Consider the following 21,199-nt stretch of genomic DNA (forward strand, 5'->3'; position numbering starts at 1 on the left):
CGGGGTTCTCCTCCGAGGACGTACCAGATAAGGTAAGGCTAGCCTAAGTTGATATCGAGTTGGGAGGCAGGGCCAAGTGCTGCGGACCCTGATGAACGGCAAGATCCACCGGGCCACCGTGACCCAGGCGGACCTGCATTATGTGGGTTCCCTGACCATCGACGCCGACCTCATGGCGGCGGCCGGCATCGTGGAGGGCGAGCAGGTCCACGTCGTCGACATCGACAACGGCGCCAGGCTCGTCACCTACGCGATCACCGGTGAGGCGGGCAGCGGGGTGATCGGCGTCAACGGGGCCGCGGCCCACCTCATCGAGCCCGGCCACCTGGTGATCATCATCACGTACGGCGCGTACGCCGAGGACGAGCTGGCCGGCTACGCGCCCAAGGTCGTGCACGTGGACTCCGCCAACCGGATCGTCGCGCTCGGCGACGACCCCGCCGAGCCGGTGCCCGGCGCCGCCGCCCAGCTCGCGGGGCGGTGAGCGGAGATGGAGACCCTGACCGGCCCTCTCGCCGGCTTCACCCCCTGGCCGGACGACCTCGCCGAGCGCTACATCGCCGAGGGCTACTGGGGTGACACCGTGCTCGGCGACGTGCTGCGCGGCGGCGACCCGCGGGCGACCGCGCTGGTGGCCGGCGACGAGCGGCTGACGTACGCCGAGCTGGACCGGCGGGCCGACCGGGCCGCGGCCGGGTTCCTGCGCCTCGGGGTGCGCGGCGGCGACCGGGTGGTGGTGCAACTGCCCAACACCGTCGCCTTCGCCGTGGTCTTCCTCGCCCTGGTCCGGATCGGGGCCGCGCCCGTGCTGGCCCTGCCCGCGCACCGCAGGAGCGAGATCTCCTACCTGTGTGAGCTGGCCGAGGCCGTGGCGTACGTCGTGCCGGACGTCCACGGCGGCTTCGACTACCGCGAGCTGGCCCGCGAGGTCGTGGCCGCGACCGGCGTGCCGCACGTCGTGGTGGACGGCGACGCCGCGGAGTTCACCCCGCTGGCCTCCCTCGACGCCGAGCCCGTGCCGTACGAGCGGCCCGACCCGGCCTCGGTCGGGGTGTTCCTGCTGTCGGGCGGCACCACCGGCCTGCCCAAGCTGATCCCGCGCACCCATCGCGACTACGTCTACAACGTGGAGGCCAGCGCCGACGTGTGCGGCTTCACCGACCGCACCGTCTACCTGGTCGTGCTCCCGGTCGCGCACAACTTCGCGCTGGCCTGCCCCGGCGTGCTCGGCGTGTGGGCCAGGGGCGGCACGGTGGTGCTCGCGCCCTCCGGCTCCCCCGACGAGGCGTTCCCGCTCATCGAGCGGGAGCGGGTCACCGCGTGCGCGGTCGTGCCCCCGATCGCGCTGCTGTGGCTGGACGCCGCCTCCTGGTCCGGCGAAGACCTGTCCTCGCTGGAGCTGCTGCAGGTCGGCGGGGCCAAGCTGGCCGCCGAGCGCGCCGCGCAGGTGCCCGGCACGCTCGGCTGCAAGCTGCAGCAGGTCTTCGGGATGGCCGAGGGGCTGCTCAACTACACCCGGCTGGACGACCCGGCGGAGCTGGTCGAGATCTCCCAGGGCCGGCCGCTGTCGCCGGCCGACGAGATCCGGGTGGTCGACTCCGAGGGACGGGACGTGCCGCCCGGCGAGGTGGGCGAACTGCTCACCCGCGGGCCGTACACGCTGCGCGGCTACTACCGCGCGCCCGAGCACAACGCGCGCTCCTTCACCCCCGACGGGTTCTACCGCACCGGCGACCTGGTACGCGTGCTGCCCAGCGGCCACCTCGTGGTGGAGGGCAGGGAGAAGGACCAGATCAACCGGGGTGGCGACAAGGTCTCGGCCGAGGAGCTGGAGGGCCACCTGCTGGCCCACCCGGCCGTGCACGACGCGGCCGTGGTCGGGGTGCCCGACCCGGTGATGGGGGAGCGCACCTGCGCGTTCCTGATCGTGCGGGGCGAGGCGCCGACGCTGCGCGAGATCAAGGAGTTCCTGAAGGAGCGGGGCGTCGCGGCGTACAAGTTCCCCGACCGGATCGAGGTCACCGACGCGTTCCCGCGCACACCGGTCGGCAAGGTCAGCAAGAGGACGCTGCTCGCGCGTCTCGGGTGAGCACGCCGATGGCCGCCGGGCGGCGCTCGCGCCTTCGCCTCCCGGCGGCCGGTCCAGCGGGGAGGTCAGGCCAGCGGCACGACGTACGGGGCGATGCTGGACAGCTTCTCGCAGGTCTCCTCGAACTCGCGCTCCGGCGTGGAGCCGGTGACGATGCCCGCCCCGGCCCGCAGCCAGGCCCGCCCGCCCTCGCTGTAGAGGGCGCGCAGCACCAGCGCGGCGTCCATCGAGCCGTCGTGCGCCACGGCGAGCACGGCCCCGGCGTACAGGCCGCGGGGCTCCTCCAGGCGGGCGATGGCCTCCATCGCCTCCCGCTTGGGGATGCCGGAGGCGGTCACGCCCGGGAACAGCGCGTCGAGCGCGTCCCAGCACGTACGCCCCGGCGCCAGCTCCCCGCTCACGCTGGAGCCGAGGTGCTGCACGCTGCCGCGCTCCTTGACCGTCATGAACCCGGTCACGCGCACGGTGTCGGGGCTGCACACGCCGTACAGCTCGTCCTGGGAGGCGCGCACCGACACCGCGTGCTCGAAGATCTCCTTCGGGTCGGTCTCCAGCTCGTGCCGGGTGGCGGAGTCGGCGCGCTCGCCCCGCCCGAAGGCCCGGGTGCCCGCCAGCGGCTGGGTGGTCACGCTGCCGGAGGCGTCCACGGCGGCCAGCACCTCGGGGCTGAACCCGGTGGCCCGGAAGCCGTCGAGGCCGAGCAGGAACGAGCGGGCGGGGGTGTTGGCCGCGCGCCCGCGCACGTACGTGCCGACGACGTCCACCGGGAACGGGATCGGCAGCGGCCGGGACGCGATCACCTTCTGGTACCGCCCCTCGCCGATCTCGGCCACCGCGCGGGCCACCCGCGCCCGGTAGTCCTCACCGCCCGCGCGCACGTCGATCGGCGCGGGGGCGGGCACCGGCGGCACCGACGGGTCGGCCAGCAGCTCGGCCACCTGGTCGGCCTCGCGCGGGTCGGCGCTCACCACGGTGGCCCGGCCCGCCTCGATCCGCACCTCGGTGCGCGGCACGATCAGGTGGGCCAGCCGCCCGCCGCGCGCGTCGCCGGTGGCGGCCTCGAACCCGATCCACCCGTACGCCGACCAGCCCGCCCACGGCGCGGTCGCGAAGGCCGCCTCCAGCGCCGCCGCCGCCCTCCCGGACCACGGCGAGGAACTCTCCGGCGCGTCCGCCCAGCGCACCCGCAACTCCCCGGGGTCGAGCACGACCTCCCCGAGCGCCCCGCCGGCGAAGGTCCAGCATCCGGGCCGTTCGTACACCACGTAGTCCCGGAACAGCCCGGACCCGGCCAGCTTGGCGGCCAGAAGCAGGGGATCGGCGGCGATCTGCACCGCCGCCTCGGCGCGGACCTGAACCGCGCGGACACCGAACGACAAGGAACCCACTCCCTAGAGGATCGGAAACCCACCGATCAATTTAGGCAAGGCTAACCTTGTGTGGAAATAATAGGCAAGGCTAACCTAAGTTGCGCCCCTCACTCCTGCCCTCCCGGCGCGTGCGGGGCCAACGGAACGTCGATCGGCGCTAAGGAGCCAGCGATGAGGGGTGCACGCCTGCCCGGCGTCACCCCTCTTTCCCATCCCGCGCCCCCCATATCCCCGCCCGTCCCGAAGGGGAAGGGCGCGGCCGGTCGGCATCCCGCAATGGCACACCCGTCGGCGCGGGGGGCCACCTCCGCGCCGGCCTGGGGTGCGGCCATGGTGCGCGTGCCCGTGGTGGCCGACGTGCCCCGGCGCGCGCCGAAGAGCGCGGGTGCGGCCCGGGGTTGGCCTGTCCTGGTGTGCGCGCCGGTGAGAGCTGCCGCTCCGGAGACCGGGTGGTGCCTTGGGCTGGTGTGCGCGCAGGGGCCGGAAGCGACCCCCGTGGCCCTGTGCCGACCGGGGAGGGCGCAAGCGGTCGGGGCGTGCCCCACGGTGGTTCACCTGCCGGTGGGGACGGCCACCCCTGCGCCTCAGTGGGGTGTGGTGGTGTGCGAGCCGGTCGCGGCCACCGCTCTGCGGGCTGCGGCGGTCGGTGACGTGTCCCCGCGCGGGCCGAAGGGCGCGCGTGCGGCCCGGGGGTGGCCTGTCCTGAGGTGCGTGCCGGTAAGAGCGGACGCTTTCGTCGGCGGGTGGTCCCCTGTAGCGGTGGGCGCGCGGGGGCCGGAAGGTGCCCGGGCCGCGGCCGGGGGGTGTGCGCTGCTTCCTTGGGGGCGGGATGGGCCCGGTGGGTGGTCGGGTGCCCCGTGGTGGCGGGCGGGTGCGCCCGGGAGGGCTGTCAGGTGGGGTGTATGGGCCCATGCCCTGCCCGTGCGGAGCGCGGGCCGTGAACACAGGAGTGCAGGTGCGGGAGTCTTCGGTAGAGCGGCGGCGGGAGCTGATGCGGCGCATGATCGCCGAGGCGGGGCTGAGGGCCGGGGCCTCGGGGATCGTGCCGCGCGAGGACGGCGGGCCGGGGCCGCTGTCGTACGCGCAGCAGAGCATGTGGCTGCATCACACGACCTTCCCCGGCAGCCCGGCGTACAACGTGTGCCTGCTGGTGCGGATGTCCGGGGCGCTCGACCCGGGGGCGCTGCGCGAGGCGCTGCGGGGGCTGATCCGCAGGCACGCCGTGCTGCGCACCGTGTACGACGAGCGGGACGGGCGGCCGGTGCAGATCGTCACCGGGGACGACGCGCTCGACCTGCCGGTGCGGCCGTGCGAGGACGCCGACGCGCGGGCGGCGGAGCTGGCCGCGGTGCCGTTCGACCTGCGCCGGGAGCGGCCGATCCGGCTGGAGCTGCTGGGGCTGGGGCCCGGGGAGCACGCGCTGGTGCTGGTCGTGTACCACATCGCCTGGGACGGGATGACCTGGGGCTCGCTGTCGCGGGACCTGTCGGCGCTGTACCGGGCCGCGCTGAGCGGCGAGCCGGACGGGCTGCCCCCGCTGCGCGTCCAGTACGCCGACTTCGCCGCCTGGGAGCAGGGCCGGGAGGTGCGGGCGGAGGATCTGGCGTACTGGCGGGCCCGGCTCGACCCCCCGCCGCCGCCCCTGGACCTGCCCGCCGACCACGCCCGGCCCGCGGTGCCGTCGGAGCGGGGCGGGCGCAGGGCGCGCCGGTTCGCCGAGGCGATCACGCAGGGCATGCGGGAGCTGGCCGCCCGCGAGAACGTCACGCCGTACATGGTGATGCTCGCCGCGTACGCCGCGCTGCTGCACCGCTACACCGGGGCCGTGGACGTGGCGATCGGCTCCTCGGTGATGAACCGGGAGCACGCGGAGGTCGAGCGGCTGGTCGGCAACTTCGGCAACACGCTGGTGCTGCGCACGGACCTGTCGGGCGCGCCGACGTTCCGTGAGGCGCTGCGCCGGGTGCGCGAGACCTGCGCCGAGGCGTTCGCGCACCAGGCCGCCCCGTACGACGTGCTGGTGCGCGAGCTGCGCCCGGCGCGGCAGGGCGGCCGGGCCCCGTTCTTTGGCACCATGCTGCTGTTCCTGGCCCAGGAGATCGGCGAGCTGGACCTGCCCGGCGTCACCACGAGCTGGACGCACGTGCACAACGGCACCACCCACTTCGACCTGTCGGTGGAGGCGTTCGTCCGCCCCGGCGGCATGGTGGTGGAGGCGACGTTCCGCCGCGAGCTGTTCGCCGACGAGCGGATCGACGCGCTGCTGGAGCACCTGGAGACCCTGCTGGCGAGCGCGCTGGCCGGCCCGGACCTGCCGATCGGCGACCTGGAGCTGATCCCGCCCGGCGAGCGCGACCTGCTCGCCGCCTGGAACGACACCGCGCGCCCGGTCCCGGACGCGAGCGTGGCGGCGCTGTTCGAGGAGCAGGCCGCGCGCACTCCCGGCGCGGTGGCGGTCACCGCCGAGGACGGCGAGTCGCTGACGTACGCGGAGCTGGACCGGCGCGCCTCGGGCCTGGCCGCCGAGCTGCGCGCCCGCGGGGCGGGCCCCGAGACGCTGGTGGCCATCGCGCTGCCGCGCACCCCGGACCTGGTGGTCGCGCTGATGGCGGTGCTGAAGGCGGGCGCGGCGTACCTGCCGCTGGACCTGGACCACCCGGCGGAGCGGCTGGCGTACATGCTGGGCGACGCGCGCCCGGTGTGCGCCGTCGCGACGCCGGAGACCGCCGCGCTGCTCCCTCCCGGCACGGACGTGCTGGCCCCCCACGCCGGACACCCGCGCGCCGAGCCCGCCCGCACGGTCCCGGGCGACGCGCTCGCGTACGTCCTGTACACCTCCGGCTCGACCGGGCGGCCCAAGGGCGTGGCCGTGCCGCACGCCGCGCTCACCGCGTTCCTGACCACCATGCGCGACCGGCTCGCGCTGGGCCCCGGCGACCGGCTGGTCGCGGTGACCACGATCGGGTTCGACATCGCGGCCCTGGAGCTGTACGTGCCTCTGATCAGCGGCGCGACCGTGGTGCTGGCCGGCCGGAGCACCGTGCGCGACCCCGCCGCCCTCGGCGCGCTGCTCGCCGGCGCCACGATCGTGCAGGGCACGCCGTCGCTGCTGGGCACCCTGGACCCGGCGGCGCTGGCCGGCCTGCGGGTGATCGTGGGCGGCGAGGCACTCCCGGCCGCGCTGGCCGCCAGCCTGGGCGCCGTCGCGGCCAGGGCCACCAACGCGTACGGGCCGACCGAGGCCACCGTGTGGGCGACCTCGGCCGACCTGCCCGAGACCGGCATCGGGCGGCCGTTCCCGAACACCAGGGCCTACGTGCTGGACGCCCGGCTGCGGCCCGTCCCGCCGGGGGTGCCGGGCGAGCTGTACCTCGCCGGGGCCCAGCTCGCCCGCGGCTACATCGGCCGCCCCGACCTGAGCGCGGAGCGGTTCGTCGCCGACCCGTACGGGCCGCCCGGCACGCGCATGTACCGCACCGGCGACCTGGCCCGCTGGACCCGCGAGGGCACGATCGAGTACCTGGGGCGCACCGACGACCAGGTGAAGATCCGCGGCTTCCGCATCGAGCCCGCCGAGGTGCAGGCCGTGCTCGCCGCGCACCCGGACGTGGCGCAGGCCGCGGTCGTGGTCCGCGAGGACGTCCCGGGAGACCGGCGCCTGGTCGCCTACGTCGTGCCGCGCGGCGAGGCGATCGACGCGGCCGGGGAGATCGACGAGGCCGCGCTGCGGGAGGCCGCCGCGGCGGCGCTGCCCGACTACATGGTCCCGGCCGCGTTCGTGACGCTGGACGCGCTGCCCCGCACCGTCAACGGCAAGCTGGACCGCGCCGCGCTCCCCGCCCCGGTCGCGGCGGCCTCGGGACGGGCGCCGCGCGACGCCACCGAGGCGGCCCTGTGCGAGGCCATCGCCGGGGCGCTGGGCCTGGACCGGGTGGGCGTGGACGACGACTTCTTCGCCCTCGGCGGCCACTCGCTGCTGGCCACCAGGCTGGCCGCGCGCATCCGCACCGTGCTGGACGCCGAGCTGACCATCGCCGACGTGTTCGAGGCCCCGACCGCCGCGGCGCTGGCCGCGCGGCTGCGCGGGCGCGCGCGGGCGGCGGCGCCCCGGGTGCGCGACGTGACCCGGCCCGACCCGGTGCCGGCCTCGGCGGCGCAGCGCGGGATGTGGCTGGAGGAGCGGCTGCGCGGCCCCTCCGCCTCCTACGCGCTGCCGCTCGGCCTGCGCCTGCGCGGCCCGCTCGACGCCGCCGCGCTGCGCGCCGCGTTCCGGGACGTGGTGGACCGGCACGAGGCCCTGCGGACGCTGCTGGTGGAGGGCCCCGACGGGCTGCCGGTGCAGCGGGTGCTCGACCCCGGCGCGGACGTGGCGTTCGACGTGCCGTTCGATGTGGTGGACGCGCGCGGGTGGCCCGCGGAGCGGGTGCGCGAGGCGGAGGCGCGCGCGGCGTCGTACGTCTTCGACCTGGGCGCGGACCTGCCCGTACGCGCGACGCTGCTGCGCGTCTCGGCGGAGGAGTCGGTGCTCGTCGTGCTGATGCACCACGCGGTCGCCGACGAGTGGTCCTTCACCCCGCTGCTCGCCGACCTGTCGGCCGCGTACGCCGCCCGGCGCGACGGCGCCGCCCCCGCCTGGGACCCGCTGCCGGTCCAGTACGCCGACTACGCGGTCTGGCAGGAGGGGAACCCGCCCGCGCCGGACCGGCCGGCGTACTGGGAGCGGACCCTGGCCGGCCTGCCCGGCGAGGTCACGCTCCCGCCCGACCGGCCGCGCCCGGCCGAGGCGAGCCACCGGGGCGGCCTGGTGCCGTTCCGGCTGCCGCTGGACGGCGTGCGCCGCCTGGCCGCCGAGACCGGCACCAGCGTGTTCATGGTGCTGCACGCCGCCGTCGCCGCGCTGCTGCGGGCGGAGGGCGCGGGCGACGACATCGCGCTCGGCTCCCCGATCACCTCCCGCGCGGACGAGGACCTGGCGGGCCTGGTCGGCGTGTTCGTCAACCTGCTCGTGCTGCGCACCGACCTGTCCGGCGACCCGGCGTTCGCCGAGCTGCTGGAGCGGGTGCGCGCCGCCGACCTGGCCGCGTTCGCGCACGCCGACGTGCCGTTCGAGAAGGTCGTGGAGCGGCTGGCGCCCGAGCGCTCGCTGGCCCGCAGCCCGCTGTTCCAGGTGATGCTGGTGCACCAGCGGCTGGAGGACGTGCGGCTGCGCCTGCCCGGGGTGGCCGCCGAGCCGTTCCTGCCCGAGACCGGCGGGGTGAAGTTCGACCTGGACCTGTACTTCGCCGAGGGCGAGGACGAGATCGAGGGCTTCGCCGCCTACGCCCGCGACCTGTACGACGCCGCCACGATCGAGGACCTGCTCGCCGGGCTGGCCGCCCTGCTCGGCCGGGCGGCCGAGAACCCGGGCCTGCGGCTGTCGGAGCTGACCGCGCCGCCGCCGCGGCCCGCCACCGCCGTGGCCTTCCCGCACCGCACCGCCGCCGAGCTGATCGAGGACCGGATCTCCCGCACCCCGGACGCCACCGCCGTGGTCGCCGGGGACGCCGTGCTCACCTACGCGGAGCTCGACCGGCGGGCCGAGGAGCTGGCCGCGCGGCTCGCCGCCGCCGGGGCCGGCCCGGAGCAGGTCGTCGCCGTCGCGCTGCCGCGCTCGGCGGAGTTCGTGGTCGCGCTGCTCGCGGTGCTCAAGACGGGGGCCGCGTACCTGCCGATCGACGTCACCTACCCGCCGGCCCGGGTGGACCTGATGCTCGCCACCGCCCGGCCGCTGCTGGTCCTGGGCCGGGACGAGCCCCCGGCCGCCGCCGGGCCGCGCCCGCGCCCGGACGTCCACCCCGACCACCCCGCGTACGTGATCTTCACCTCGGGCTCCACCGGCACGCCCAAGGCCGTGGCCGGCACGCAGCGCGCCCTCGCCAACCGCCTGGCCTGGGGCGAAGGGCTGGCCGGGCGCGGCGTGCGCGTGGCCAAGAGCTCCCCGTCGTTCATCGACGGCAGCACCGAGCTGCTCGGCGGCCTGGTCGCCGGCGACACCGTGGTGGTCGCCGACGACGCCACCGCCACCGACGCGGTCGCGCTCGCGGAGCTGATCGACCGGCACGGCGTCAACCTGGTCACGGTGGTGCCCGGCCTGCTCGCCGCCCTCCTGGAGGCGGGCGGCCCCGGCGGGCTCGGCTCGGTGACCACGTGGATCAGCAGCGGCGAGGCCCTGCCCCCCGGGCTGGCCGAGCGGGTGCCCGCCCGGCTGGTCAACCTGTACGGCTGCTCGGAGGCGGCCGGCGACAGCCTGATCCAGGAGACGGGCGCGGGGACCGGGCTGGAGCCGATCGCGAACACGGCGGCGTACGTGCTGGACGACGAGCTGCGCGAGGCGCGCGTTGGCGAGCTGTACCTGGCGGGCGACGGCCTGGCCCGGGGCTACCTAGGCGACCCGGCGCGCACGGCCGAGCGGTTCGTGGCCAGCCCGTTCGGGCCGCCCGGGTCGCGGCTGTACCGCACGGGCGACCGCGTACGCCGCCGCCGCGACGGCGGGCTCGACTTCCTCGGCCGGGCCGACGACCAGATCAAGATCCGCGGGTTCCGGATCGAGCCCGGCGAGGTGGAAACCGCCCTCGCGGCCCAGCCCGGCGTGCGCGACGCGGCGGTGGCCGCCGCCGGCGGGCGCCTGGTCGGCTACGTCACCGGCGAGGCCGGCCTGGACGCGCTGCGCGCCCGGCTGGAGGAGACCCTGCCCGGCTACCTGGTGCCCGCCGTGCTGGTCCGGCTGGACGAGCTGCCGCGCACCCCCAACGGCAAGGTGGACCGGCGCGCGCTGCCCGAGCCCGGCGCCGAGCCGGGCCGCGCCCCGCGCACCCCGGCCGAGCGCACGCTCGCCGCCCTGGCCGCCGAGGTCGCGGGCGTGCCGGAGATCGGCGCCGAGGACGACTTCTTCCGCGCCGGGGGCGACAGCATCGGCGCCGCGCTGCTGGTGGCGCGCGCCCGCCGCGCCGGGCTGTCCTTCACCGTCCGCGACGTGTTCAGGCTGCGCACGGTCGCCGCCCTGGCCCGCGCCGCCGTCCGCGACGAGCCCGTCCCGGTGGGGGAACCGGCCGCGAACGGTGGCCCCGGCGCTGGCGCTGACGGTGGCCCCGGCGCCGGCCTCGACGGGGGCCCCGCCGAGCTGCCGCTGTCGCCGCTTCAGGAGGGCCTGCTGTTCCACCTGATGCTGGCCGGCGCCGACCGCGACATCTACGTGCAGCAGGCCGTGGTGACGCTGGCCGGGCCGGTGGACCCGGATCGGCTGGCCGGGGCGGCGCGGCGGGTGCTGGAGAAGTACCCGAACCTGCGCGCCGGGTTCCGCGCCGACGGGCCGCGCACGGTGCAGTTCGTGCCCGGCGACTTCGAGGTGGACTGGACCTACGCCGAGGTGGACGGGCCGCAGGAGCTGGAGGCGTTCGTCGAGGCGCAGCGCGCCCGGCCGTTCACCCCCGCCGAGCCGCCGCTGATCCGCTTCGGCCTGGCCAGGACCGGCGAGGACGACCACCGCCTCGTGCTCACCTCCGAGCTGATCCTGCTGGACGGCTGGTCCGGCGGGCTGCTGGTCACCTCGCTGCTGGAGTTCTACACCGACGCCGAGGCCGAGGCGGCCCGGCCGGTGCCGCCGTTCCGGGCGTACCTGGACTGGGTGGGCCGCCAGGACCGCGAGGCCGCGGTCAAGGCGTGGCGGCGCGCCCTGGACGACCTGGAGGAGCCGACGCTGCTGCGGCCGGAGCTGGACGGCCGCCCGGCCGACCTCGCCAACGCCGGCGAGATCCACCGCAGGCTGCCCCCGGCCCTGGCCCCCCGCCTGGAGGAGGTGGCCAGGGAGACCGGCACCACCTCCGCCACCGTGTACGAGGCCGCGTGGGGCCTGCTGCTGATGGCGCTCACCGGCCGCGACGACGTGGTCTTCGGCGTCTCGGTCTCCGGCAGGCACCCCGACGTGGACGGCGTGGAGTCGATCGTCGGCCTGCTGTTCAACACCATCGCCTGCCGGGTGCAGGCCGGTCCAGGCGACGCGCTGCGCACGGTGCTGGAGCGGGTGCAGGCCGCGCAGTCGGAGCTGTTCGACCACTCCTACGTGGCGCTCGCCGACGTGCAGCGGGCGACGGGGCTCGGCACCCTGTTCGACACGCTGTTCGTGTACCAGAACTTCCCCGGCATGCCCACCGACCGGGCGTTCGGGCCCGCCGGCGACGTGCGGGTGACCGGGCGCGAGGTGCGCGACGCCACCCACTACCCGGTGACCATGGTCGTCGAGCCGGGCGGCGCGCTGCGCGTGATGCACCGCGGCGACGCCTTCACCACCGCCGAGATCGAGACGCTCACCGACAGGTACGTCCGCGTCCTGGAGGCGCTCGCCGCCGACCCCGGCGCGCCCTGCCACCGGCTGGACCCGCTGCTGCCCGCCGAGCACGAGGCGCTGCGCGCGGGCTGGGCCGAGGCCGAGCACCACGTGCCCGATCTCACCATCGCCGAGCTGCTGGCCGAGCAGGCCGCCCGCACCCCGGACGAGATCGCCCTGGTCTCCCAGCCGGACACCCGCCTCACCTACGCCGAGCTGAACGCCGAGGTCAACCGGCTGGCCCGGATGCTGCGCGCGCACGGAGCCGGCCCGGAGGAGGTGGTGGCCCTGGCGCTGCCGCGCTCGGCGGAGATGGTGGTCGCGCTGTTCGCGGTGCTGCGCACCGGGGCGGCGTACCTGCCGCTCGAACTGGACTATCCGGACGACCGGCTGGACTACATGCTCGCCGACGCCGCGCCGCGCTGCCTGGTCTCGCACCGCGACATCGCCGCCCGGCTGACGTACGCGGGCACCCGGGTCCTGCTCGACGAGCCGGAGGTGCGCGCCGGGCTGGCCGCCCTGCCGGACGGCGACCTGACCGACGCCGAGCTGCCCGGCTTCGGCCGCGACGTGCCGGACCGGCTGGACCACCCGGCGTACGTGATCTACACCTCGGGCTCCACCGGGCGGCCCAAGGGGGTGGTCACGCCCTACCGGGGGCTGACCAACATGCAGTACAACCACCGCGCCAACATCTTCGACCCGGTCGTGGCCGGGGCGGGGCGGCGGCTGCGGATCGCGCACACGGTCTCCTTCTCCTTCGACATGTCCTGGGAGGAGCTGCTGTGGCTGATCGAGGGCCACGAGGTGCACGTGTGCGACGAGGAGCTGCGGCGCGACGCGGAGGCGCTGACGGCGTACCTGCGGGAGCACCGGATCGACGTGATCAACGTGACGCCGACGTACGCGCAGCAGCTCCTGGAGGAGGGCCTGCTGGACGGCGAGCACCGGCCGCCGCTGGTGCTGCTCGGCGGCGAGGCCGTGCCCGCCTCGGTGTGGGACCGGCTGGCGCGGGCGGAGGGTGTGCTCGGCTACAACCTGTACGGCCCCACCGAGTACACCATCAACACCCTGGGCGGCGGCACCGAGGACAGCGCCACCCCCACGGTCGGCAAGCCCATCTGGAACACCCGCGGCTACGTGCTGGACTCCTGGCTGCGTCCGGTGCCGCCGGGCGCGCCCGGTGAGCTGTACATCGCGGGCGCGGGCCTGGCCCGCGGCTACCTCGGCCGTCCCGACCTGACCGCCGAGCGGTTCGTGGCCGACCCGTTCGGCGGCGGCCGGATGTACCGCACCGGCGACCTGGTGCGGGTGCGCCCCGACGGCAACATCGACTTCCTCGGCCGCACCGACGACCAGGTGAAGATCCGCGGCTACCGGGTGGAGCTGGAGGAGGTCGAGGCGGCGCTGGCCGCCGAGCCCGGCGTCGGTCAGGCCGCGGTCGTGGCCGCCGACACCGACGTGCCCGGCGTCAAGCGGCTGATCGGGTACGTCGTGCCCGACGCCGCCGGGCGGTCCGGCGCGGAGGAGGAGCAGATCGCCGAGTGGCGGCAGATCTACGACGCGGAGTACCTGGAGGTCGGCACGGCCGTCCACGTCGAGGAGTTCGCGGGCTGGAACAGCAGCTACGACGGCGCCCCGATCCCGGTCGAGCACATGCGCGAGTGGCGTGAGACCACCGTGGACCGCATCCGCGCGCTGCGCCCGCGCCGCGTGCTGGAGATCGGCGTCGGCACCGGCCTGCTGCTGTCGCGCCTGGCCCCGGAGTGCGAGGAGTACTGGGCCACCGACTTCGCCGCGCCCGTGATCGCCAAGCTCCAGGCCGACCTGGGCCCCGACTCCCCGGTGCGGCTGCGCTGCCGCCCCGCGCACGACATGTCCGGCCTGCCCGCCGGGCACTTCGACACCATCGTCGTCAACTCGGTGGTGCAGTACTTCCCCAGCGCGGCGTACCTGGCCGACGTGATCACCAAGGCGCTGGACCTGCTGGTCCCGGGCGGGACGCTGTTCCTGGGCGACGTGCGCGACCTGCGCACGTTGCGCGCCTTCCACACCGCGATCCGCCTCGGCCGCGGGGGCGAGCCCGGCGACATCGACCGCGCGGTGCGGATGGAGAAGGAGCTGCTGCTCGCGCCCGCGTACTTCGCCGCCCTGGGCCTGCCCGCCGAGCTGGAGATCCGGGTCAAGCGCGGCGTCTGCCACAACGAGCTGACCCGGCACCGCTACGACGTCGTCCTGCGCAAGCCGCCGGTGCGCGAGCCGCGCGTCCCGGCGCGGGTCGTGGAGTGGGCCGGCATGGCGGAGCTGGAACGGCTGCTCGCGGCCGGGACCGGGCCGCTGCGGGTCCGGGGCGTGCCCGACGCGCGGGTGAGCGGCGAGGTCGCCGCGCTGCGGGCCGTCGAGGACGGCGCGACCGCGGAGGAGGCGCGGGCGCTGCTCGCCACGGCCGAGGGGGTGGAGCCGGAGGCGTTTTACGCGCTCGACCCGTCGGCGGTGGTGACGCCCTCGGCCGAGATAGGCCGCTACGACGTGGTCTTCGGCGGCGGGGAGGCGTACCTGCCGGCCGAGCCGGGGCGGGCGCCGGAGGCGTACGCGAACAACCCGGCGGCGGCGCGCGACCACGGCGGGCTCGCGGCGCGGGTGCGCGAGGGGCTGAAGCGGCGGCTGCCGGCGTACATGGTGCCGAGCGCCGTGGTCACGCTGGACGCGCTGCCGCTGACCGTGAACGGCAAGCTGGACCGGCGCGCCCTGCCCGCGCCAGACGGCGGCGGGAGCGCGCGCGGCGGAGGGCGGCCCCCGCGCACGCCGGTGGAGCACCTGCTGTGCACGCTGTTCGGCGAGGTGCTGGACGTCGCCGGCGTCGGCGTGGACGACGACTTCTTCGAGCTGGGCGGGCACTCGCTGCTGGCCACCCGGCTGGTCGGCAGGGTGCGCGCGGTGCTGCGCACCGAGCTGGCGATCCGCGACCTGTTCGAGGCGCCGACCGTGGCCGAGCTGGCCGCCCGGGTGCACGAGAAGGCGGGCGCCGAGCTGCGGCCCGCGCTCACGCCGCGCGAGCGGCCCGAGCGCGTCCCCCTGTCGTACGCCCAGCGCCGCCTGTGGCTGCTGGACCAGATCCTGCGCGAGGACGACGGCCCGCGCGAGGCGTACCACCTGCCGCTGGCCGTGCACCTGCGCGGCGAGCTGGACCTGAAGGCCCTTGAGGCCGCGCTCGCCGACGTGACCGCCCGGCACGAGAGCCTGCGCACGGTCTTCCCCGAGCACGAGGGCGTGCCCTACCAGCGCGTGCTGCCGCCCGAGGAGGCCCGGCCCGCGCTGGAGGTGTGGACCGGGACCCCGGAGGAGTTCATCGCCCGCCCGTTCGACCTGGCCGCCCAGGTCCCGCTGCGGGTCGCGGTCATCCCGGAGGGCGAGCGCGAGCACCTGCTGCTGGCCGTCTTCCACCACATCGCCTTCGACGAGTGGTCCTTCGGCCCGTTCGCCCGGGACGTCGCCCGCGCGTACGCCGCCCGGGTGGAGGGCGCCGCCCCCGACTGGGAGCCGCCCGCGGTGCAGTACGCCGACTACACGCTCTGGCAGCGCGAGCTGCTGGGCGACCCGCTCGACCCGGGCAGCGCCCACGCCCGCCAGCTCGCGTACTGGGCCGGGGCGCTCCAGGGCATCCCGGAGGAGATCCCGCTCCCGGTGGACCGGCCCCGCCCGGCCACGGTCGGCCAGCGCGGCGGCACCGCCGCCCGCGACCTGCCCTCCTCGCTCACCGCCGAGCTGCGCCGGGTGGCCCGCGAGCACGGGGCCAGCATGTTCATGCTGTGTCAGGCCGCCGTCGCCGCGCTGCTGCACCGCATGGGCGCGGGCGAGGACATCCCGCTGGGCAGCCCGGTCGCCGGGCGCACCGACGAGGCGGCGGGCGACCTGGTCGGCTTCTTCGTCAACACGCTGGTGCTGCGCGCGGACGTCTCGGGCGACCCGGCGTTCGCCGAGCTGCTGGCCCGGGTCCGCGACACCGACCTCGCCGGGCTGGCCAACCAGGACCTGCCGTTCGAGGCGCTGGTGGAGGCGCTGCGCCCGCGCCGGGTGCCGGGCCGCAACCCGCTGTTCCAGGTGATGGTGGGCTACGAGGCGCAGGACCCCGGCGAGGTGCGCTTCCCGGGCCTGGAGCAGCGCGACGCCCTGTTCGGCCCGGCCGCGGCCAAGTTCGACCTGGACTTCATCTTCCGCGAGCGCGGCGATGACCTGACCCTGATCGTGGACTACTCGGCCGACCTGTTCGACCGGGCCACCGTGGACACCATGATCGGGGCGCTGTTCGCGCTGCTCGAAACGGTCGCGGCCGATCCCGGGGTGCGGATGAGCGGGCTGCCGGCCGCGCCCGAGGCGCGCGCGGTCACCGGCGACGGGGCCGGCCCGGCCGCCGAGCGCGACCGGGACCGGGAGGCCGTGCTGTGCCGGCTGTTCGCCGAGGCGCTGGGCGTGGACCGGGTCGGCCCGGACGACGACTTCTTCGACCTCGGCGGCCACTCGCTGCTGGCCATGACGCTGGTGCGGCGCATCCGGCGCGAGCCGGGCTGCGAGGGGGTGCGCATCGCGGCGCTGATGGCGGCGCCGACGGTGGCGGGGCTGCTGAGCCGGGTTCGCCAGCAGGTCCAGCAGCAGGCCCAGCAGCAGGATCGGGAGCAGGTCCGGGAGGGCGTGTAGGGGGTACCGCGGCGCTTCACACGATGCTCAAAGATTGCTAATTTAGGTGAGGCTTACCTTAGTTTTAGCTTCACTATGCCTGTTCGCGGGTTTTCCGGAAGGACACACCCTCATGTCCCTGATGCGTAAATCGATGCGCCTGCTGGCCACGGCCGGAGCCATGGCGCTCGGGCTCGGCCTGGCCACCGCGTGCGGCGGCGGCGACACCGAGACCGCGGCGACCGCCCCGGCCTCGCCGCAGGGCGGCGGTTCGGCGTTCCCCGTCACCCTCACGCACAAGCTCGGCACCACCACGATCAAGGCGGCGCCGCAGCGCATCGTGGCACTGGGCGAGGTGGACCAGGACACCCTGCTCGCGCTGGGCGTCCAGCCCGTCGGCATGGCCGAGCTGACCGGCATCCAGCCCGACGGGCTCACCCCGTGGACCGCGCCCAAGCTCGCCGGCGCCAAGCCCACCCTGCTCAAGGCGGGCGAGTCGGGCTTCTCGGTGGAGCAGATCGCCGCGCTCAAGCCGGACCTGATCCTGGCGGGCGGCGACTACTACATCGACAAGGAGTACGCCAACCTGTCGCAGATCGCGCCGACCACGGCGTACCAGACGGGGCCGGCGGAGGACTCCTGGCAGACCATCGCCAAGCAGGTCGCCCAGGCGATCGGCAAGCCCGCCGAGGGCGACAGGCTCGTCGCCGACGTCGAGGCCAAGATCGCCTCGGTCAAGACCACCTACCCCGAGCTGAGCGGCAAGGAGTTCGCGCTCACCAGCGTGTTCCCCTCCGGCAACATCGGCGTGCTGAAGTCCGAGACCGACATCAGCAACAAGCTGTTCGGCGAGTTCGGCATGGTGCTGCCCGAGGCGATCAAGCAGCTCCCCGGTGAGGGCTTCGCGGCCGAGCTGAGCATGGAGAAGATCGGCGTCCTGGACGTGGACCTGCTGTTCAGCCACTACAACGACGACCCGGCCACGCAGAAGAAGATCGAGGGGAACAAGCTGTTCGCCGGGCTCGACGTGGTCAAGCGCGGGTCGTACGTGCCGCTGGACCTCAAGGCGTTCTGGCCGCTGCGCACCCCGACCCCGCTCGCCATCCCGTACGTGATCGACAACGTCGTGCCGGAGGCCGCCAAGGCGGCGAAGGCCGCCGGCTAGACCTCCCGCTGAACCATCCACGCCGAGTGAGAGGCGAATGAGTTGACCCTGGTCTATGACGTCGTGGGCATCGGTTTCGGCCCGTCCAACCTGGCACTCGCGGTCGCGTTGGAGGAGCAGTACGGATCGAGCGTCAACGCGGTCTTCTTCGACAAGCAGCCGGCCTTCGGCTGGCACCGCGGCATGCTGATCGAGGGCGCGGAGATGCAGGTCCACTTCCTCAAGGACCTGGTCACCCTGCGCAACCCCACGAGTCCGTACTCCTTCCTGTCCTACCTGCAGGCCAAGGGGCGGCTGGTCGACTTCATCAACCACAAGACGATGTTCCCCAGCCGCCTGGAGTTCCACGACTACCTGGAGTGGGTGGCCGGGGCGTTCGCCGGTCTCGTCCGGTACGGATCGGAGGTGGTCGCCGTGCGCCCGTCGGCCGGCGACCCCTCCGGGGTCCTGGAGGTGGTGGTGCAGCGCGACGGCGAGCTGCACACCTGCCAGGCCCGCAACATCGTGATCGCCACCGGCCTCGACCCCGTGCTGCCCGAGGGCGTGCGGCCCGGGGAGCGGATCTGGCACACCGAGGAGCTGCTGCACCGCCTCGACGGCCTCGGCGGGCGGGAGCCGGGCCGGTTCGTCGTCGTCGGCGCCGGGCAGAGCGCGGCCGAGGCCGTGGAGTACCTGCACCGCACCTACCCGCGGGCCGAGGTCTGCGCGGTCTTCACCCGCTACGGCTACTCGCCCGCCGACGACAGCTCCTTCGCCAACCGCATCTTCGACCCGCAGGCCGTGGACCACTTCTACGCCGCGCCCGAGGACGTCAAGCGGATGCTGCTCGACTACTCGCGCAACACCAACTACTCGGTGGTGGACCTGGACCTGATCGACGAGCTGTACCGCAGGTCGTACGCCGAGAAGGTCGCCGGGCACGAGCGGCTGCGCATCCACAACGCCTCCCGCGTGGAGGAGGTCCGGGAGCGGCCCGGCGGCGTGCGGGCGAAGGTCCGCTTCCTGCCCACCGGCGAGGTCACCGACATCGACGCGGACGTGATCGTGTACGCCACCGGCTATCGCGAGCGCAACCCGCTCGACCTGATCGGCGAGGCGGGCGGGCACTGCCGGACCCGCCCCGACGGCTGGCCGCTCGTCGAGCGCGACTACCGGATCGCCACCGACCCCGAGGTCACCTGGGGCGTCTACCTCCAGGGCGCGACGGAGCCGACCCACGGGATCGCCTCCTCGCTGCTGTCCATCACCGCCGTGCGCACCGGCGAGATCGTCCAGTCCATCGCCCGGCGCTCGGCCCCGGTGCCCCAGGGAGCGTGAGCGATGACCAACCCCTTCGACGCGGAGGACGGCGAGTTCCTGGTGCTCGTGGACGACGAGGGCCGGCACTCGCTGTGGCCCTCCTTCTCCGCCGTCCCCGCAGGCTGGACCGCCGTGTTCGGCCCCGACCCCCGCGCGCTGTGCCTGGAGTACGTCCGCGCCAACTGGACCGACATGCGCCCCCGCGGCCTGGCCGCGCGCATGGACGCCGGGCGGTGACCCCGCCCCCTCGGGGGGCGCGGCGGACCGTTTAAAGCCCGAGGTGTGGGCAGCGGCCAGGGTGACGACCGATGCCGGCGACGCGAGGAGTCGAGGTTCGATGAGTGTCACGAAGTCGCCCCCGGAGGTCCGCACCGCCGGGCCGTCCGCGGAGCAGGGAACCGGCGAGCTGGTCAGGCAGGCCACGCAGCAGATGTCCGAACTCGTGCGCGGCGAGATGCGCCTCGCCGTCGCCGAGCTGAAGGACAAGGGCAAGCACGCGGGCACCGGCGCCGGGCTGTTCGGCGGGGCCGGGATCGTGGCCCTGTACGGCGTGGCGGCGGTGATCACCGCGATCATCGCCGCGCTGGCGATGGTGCTGCCCCTGTGGGCGTCCGCGCTGATCGTGGGCGTCGTGCTGCTGATCGTCGCGGGCGTGCTGGCCCTGGTCGGCCGCAGGCAGGTGACCCGCGCCGTGCCGCCGATCCCGGCCCAGGCCATGGACAGCGCCAGGCGCGACGTCGAGGAGATCAGGGGGAGGGCGCGCCGATGACCACCGAGCACGTGAGCAGGCCGCCGTCGGGTTCGACGGTGGTGCCCGAGCAGGGCCGCCGGCCCCAGAGCACCGAGGAACTGCGCGCCGAGATCGCCCGGCTGCGCCGGGAGCTCGGCGACACCGTCGAGGCCCTGGCCGCCAAGGCCGACGTCAAGGCCCGCGCGCGCGACAGCGTGGCCAGGACCAGGGCCGGGATCACCGAGCGCGCCCGCCGCACCACGGCCGCCGCCCGCGCCAGGGCCGCCGGCGCCGCCCCGCACCCGGGCGACCCGGAGGCGGCCCGCCGCACCGGCATGGCCATGATGGCCGCCGGGGCCGCGACCACCGCCGCGGGCGTCGCCGCCTGGTTCCGCACCCGCCGTCGCTGACCGGCTCGGGCACGGTGATCCCCCCATGACCCGTACCGGCCGCGACGTTCACCCGCGGGCCGCCGAGGCCGCGCGCCCCGGCGCGCCCACCGAGCTGCCGCCGCGGTCCTGGTGGGCCGCGGTGCGGCGCACCGTCGCCGAGTTCCGCCGCGACAACCTGGGCGACTGGGCGGCGGCGCTCACCTACTACGGCGTGCTGTCGATCTTCCCGGCGATCCTGGTCGTCGTCTCGCTGGTCGGGCTCGGCGGCCAGACGGTCTCGCGCGACCTGATCGCCAACGTGGGCGACCTGGCCCCCGGCCCGGTGCGCGACGTGCTGACGAACGCGCTCGGCGAGCTTCAGGCGGGCCGCGGCGTGGCCGGGCTGGCCGCGCTGGCCGGCCTGCTCGTGGCCGTCTGGTCGGCCTCGGGCTACGTCGCCGCGTTCATGCGCGCCTCCAACGCCATCTACGACGTGCCGGAGGGCCGGCCGATCTGGAAGACGGTCCCGATCCGCCTCGGCGTCACCCTGGTCACCCTGGTCCTGCTGTCGGCCTCGGCCGTCGCGGTCGTGATCTCCGGCCCGCTGGCCCAGCGCGCCGGCGACCTGCTCGGCCTGGGCTCCGCCGCCATAACGGCGTGGAACGTGGCCAAGTGGCCGGTCCTGCTCGTCGTGATCAGCTTCCTGTTCGCCCTGCTCTACTGGGCCTCGCCCAACGCCAGGCAGGGCTTCCGCTGGGTCACCCCCGGCGGGGTCCTGGCCCTGGTGCTGTGGCTGGCCGCCTCCGCCGGGTTCGCGTTCTACGTGGCCAACTTCGGCTCCTACAACAAGACGTACGGCAGCCTGGCCGGCCTGATCGTGTTCCTGGTCTGGCTGTGGATCACCAACATCGCGATCCTGCTGGGCGCCGAGCTCAACGCCGAGCTGGAACGCGGCCGGGCCGTGGCCGCCGGTCTGCCCGAGGACCGTGAGCCGTACGTCGTGCCGCGCGACACCCGCAGGTTCCCGCGCGAGGACGACCGGGGCGACCCCGAGGACCGCGACCTGCGCTAGCCCCGCATTTCGCGCGGTCTGACTCTCGGCTGGTAGTGGCGCTGTACGGGTTGCCATTCTCTGCGAT

Annotated in this window: 10 protein-coding genes; 9 read left to right on the plus strand and 1 reads right to left on the minus strand. The window is 75.2% G+C overall.

The genetic code is table 11. From position 1 onward, the window contains the following. The first annotated feature begins 76 nt into the window (after positions 1-76). Both panD and HNP84_RS43365 read left to right on the plus strand, forming a co-directional pair. Positions 77-484: an aspartate 1-decarboxylase gene (gene panD, locus HNP84_RS43360; RefSeq protein ID WP_185055924.1), complete on the plus strand. Its 408-nt coding sequence runs from the start codon at positions 77-79 to the stop codon at positions 482-484. A gap of 6 nt (positions 485-490) precedes the next feature. Further along, a complete protein-coding gene (locus HNP84_RS43365; RefSeq protein WP_185055925.1) occupies positions 491-2,089 on the plus strand; it encodes a (2,3-dihydroxybenzoyl)adenylate synthase in 1,599 nt (532 codons plus the stop codon). Between the two features lie 65 nt (positions 2,090-2,154). Here HNP84_RS43365 and HNP84_RS43370 read toward each other — a convergent pair whose 3' ends face one another. Further along, on the minus strand, positions 2,155-3,468 hold the full coding sequence (locus HNP84_RS43370; protein ID WP_185055926.1) for a salicylate synthase: 1,314 nt from the start codon (positions 3,466-3,468) through the stop codon (positions 2,155-2,157). Between the two features lie 946 nt (positions 3,469-4,414). On the opposite strand from HNP84_RS43370, the gene HNP84_RS43375 reads away from it, so the two are divergent. The 7 genes from HNP84_RS43375 to HNP84_RS43405 all read left to right on the plus strand — a co-directional run bounded on the left by HNP84_RS43375 (position 4,415) and on the right by HNP84_RS43405 (position 21,132). Then, positions 4,415-16,516 (plus strand): non-ribosomal peptide synthetase, encoded by a 12,102-nt coding sequence (locus tag HNP84_RS43375; protein WP_185055927.1) that lies wholly within the window; start codon positions 4,415-4,417, stop codon positions 16,514-16,516. A 112-nt stretch (positions 16,517-16,628) separates the two neighbouring features. Further along, complete coding sequence (locus HNP84_RS43380; RefSeq protein WP_185055928.1) at positions 16,629-17,660, plus strand: iron-siderophore ABC transporter substrate-binding protein; 1,032 nt, start codon at positions 16,629-16,631, stop codon at positions 17,658-17,660. A 42-nt stretch (positions 17,661-17,702) separates the two neighbouring features. Next, complete coding sequence (locus HNP84_RS43385) at positions 17,703-18,977, plus strand: lysine N(6)-hydroxylase/L-ornithine N(5)-oxygenase family protein (RefSeq protein ID WP_185055929.1); 1,275 nt, start codon at positions 17,703-17,705, stop codon at positions 18,975-18,977. A 3-nt stretch (positions 18,978-18,980) separates the two neighbouring features. Beyond that, a complete protein-coding gene (locus tag HNP84_RS43390; protein ID WP_185055930.1) occupies positions 18,981-19,196 on the plus strand; it encodes an MbtH family protein in 216 nt (71 codons plus the stop codon). 100 nt (positions 19,197-19,296) lie between these two features. Continuing rightward, complete coding sequence (locus HNP84_RS43395) at positions 19,297-19,728, plus strand: phage holin family protein (protein ID WP_185055931.1); 432 nt, start codon at positions 19,297-19,299, stop codon at positions 19,726-19,728. Then, on the plus strand, positions 19,725-20,099 hold the full coding sequence (locus HNP84_RS43400) for a DUF3618 domain-containing protein (protein ID WP_185055932.1): 375 nt from the start codon (positions 19,725-19,727) through the stop codon (positions 20,097-20,099). Before HNP84_RS43395 ends, HNP84_RS43400 begins: the two co-directional genes overlap by 4 nt. A gap of 25 nt (positions 20,100-20,124) precedes the next feature. Continuing rightward, complete coding sequence (locus HNP84_RS43405; protein WP_185055933.1) at positions 20,125-21,132, plus strand: YihY/virulence factor BrkB family protein; 1,008 nt, start codon at positions 20,125-20,127, stop codon at positions 21,130-21,132. The last annotated feature ends 67 nt before the right edge of the window (positions 21,133-21,199 follow it).

It is taken from the genome of Thermocatellispora tengchongensis, from assembly GCF_014202315.1.
In the GTDB taxonomy this organism is placed as follows: Bacteria; Actinomycetota; Actinomycetes; order Streptosporangiales; family Streptosporangiaceae; genus Thermocatellispora; species Thermocatellispora tengchongensis.

Coding starts and splice junctions, on each gene's coding strand:
- HNP84_RS43400 (WP_185055932.1), top strand. CDS start 19,725: ATGACCACCGAGCACGTGAGCAGGCCGCCGTCGGGTTCGACGGTGGTG.
- HNP84_RS43405 (WP_185055933.1), top strand. CDS start 20,125: ATGACCCGTACCGGCCGCGACGTTCACCCGCGGGCCGCCGAGGCCGCG.
- HNP84_RS43380 (WP_185055928.1), top strand. CDS start 16,629: ATGTCCCTGATGCGTAAATCGATGCGCCTGCTGGCCACGGCCGGAGCC.
- HNP84_RS43395 (WP_185055931.1), top strand. CDS start 19,297: ATGAGTGTCACGAAGTCGCCCCCGGAGGTCCGCACCGCCGGGCCGTCC.
- HNP84_RS43390 (WP_185055930.1), top strand. CDS start 18,981: ATGACCAACCCCTTCGACGCGGAGGACGGCGAGTTCCTGGTGCTCGTG.
- HNP84_RS43365 (WP_185055925.1), top strand. CDS start 491: ATGGAGACCCTGACCGGCCCTCTCGCCGGCTTCACCCCCTGGCCGGAC.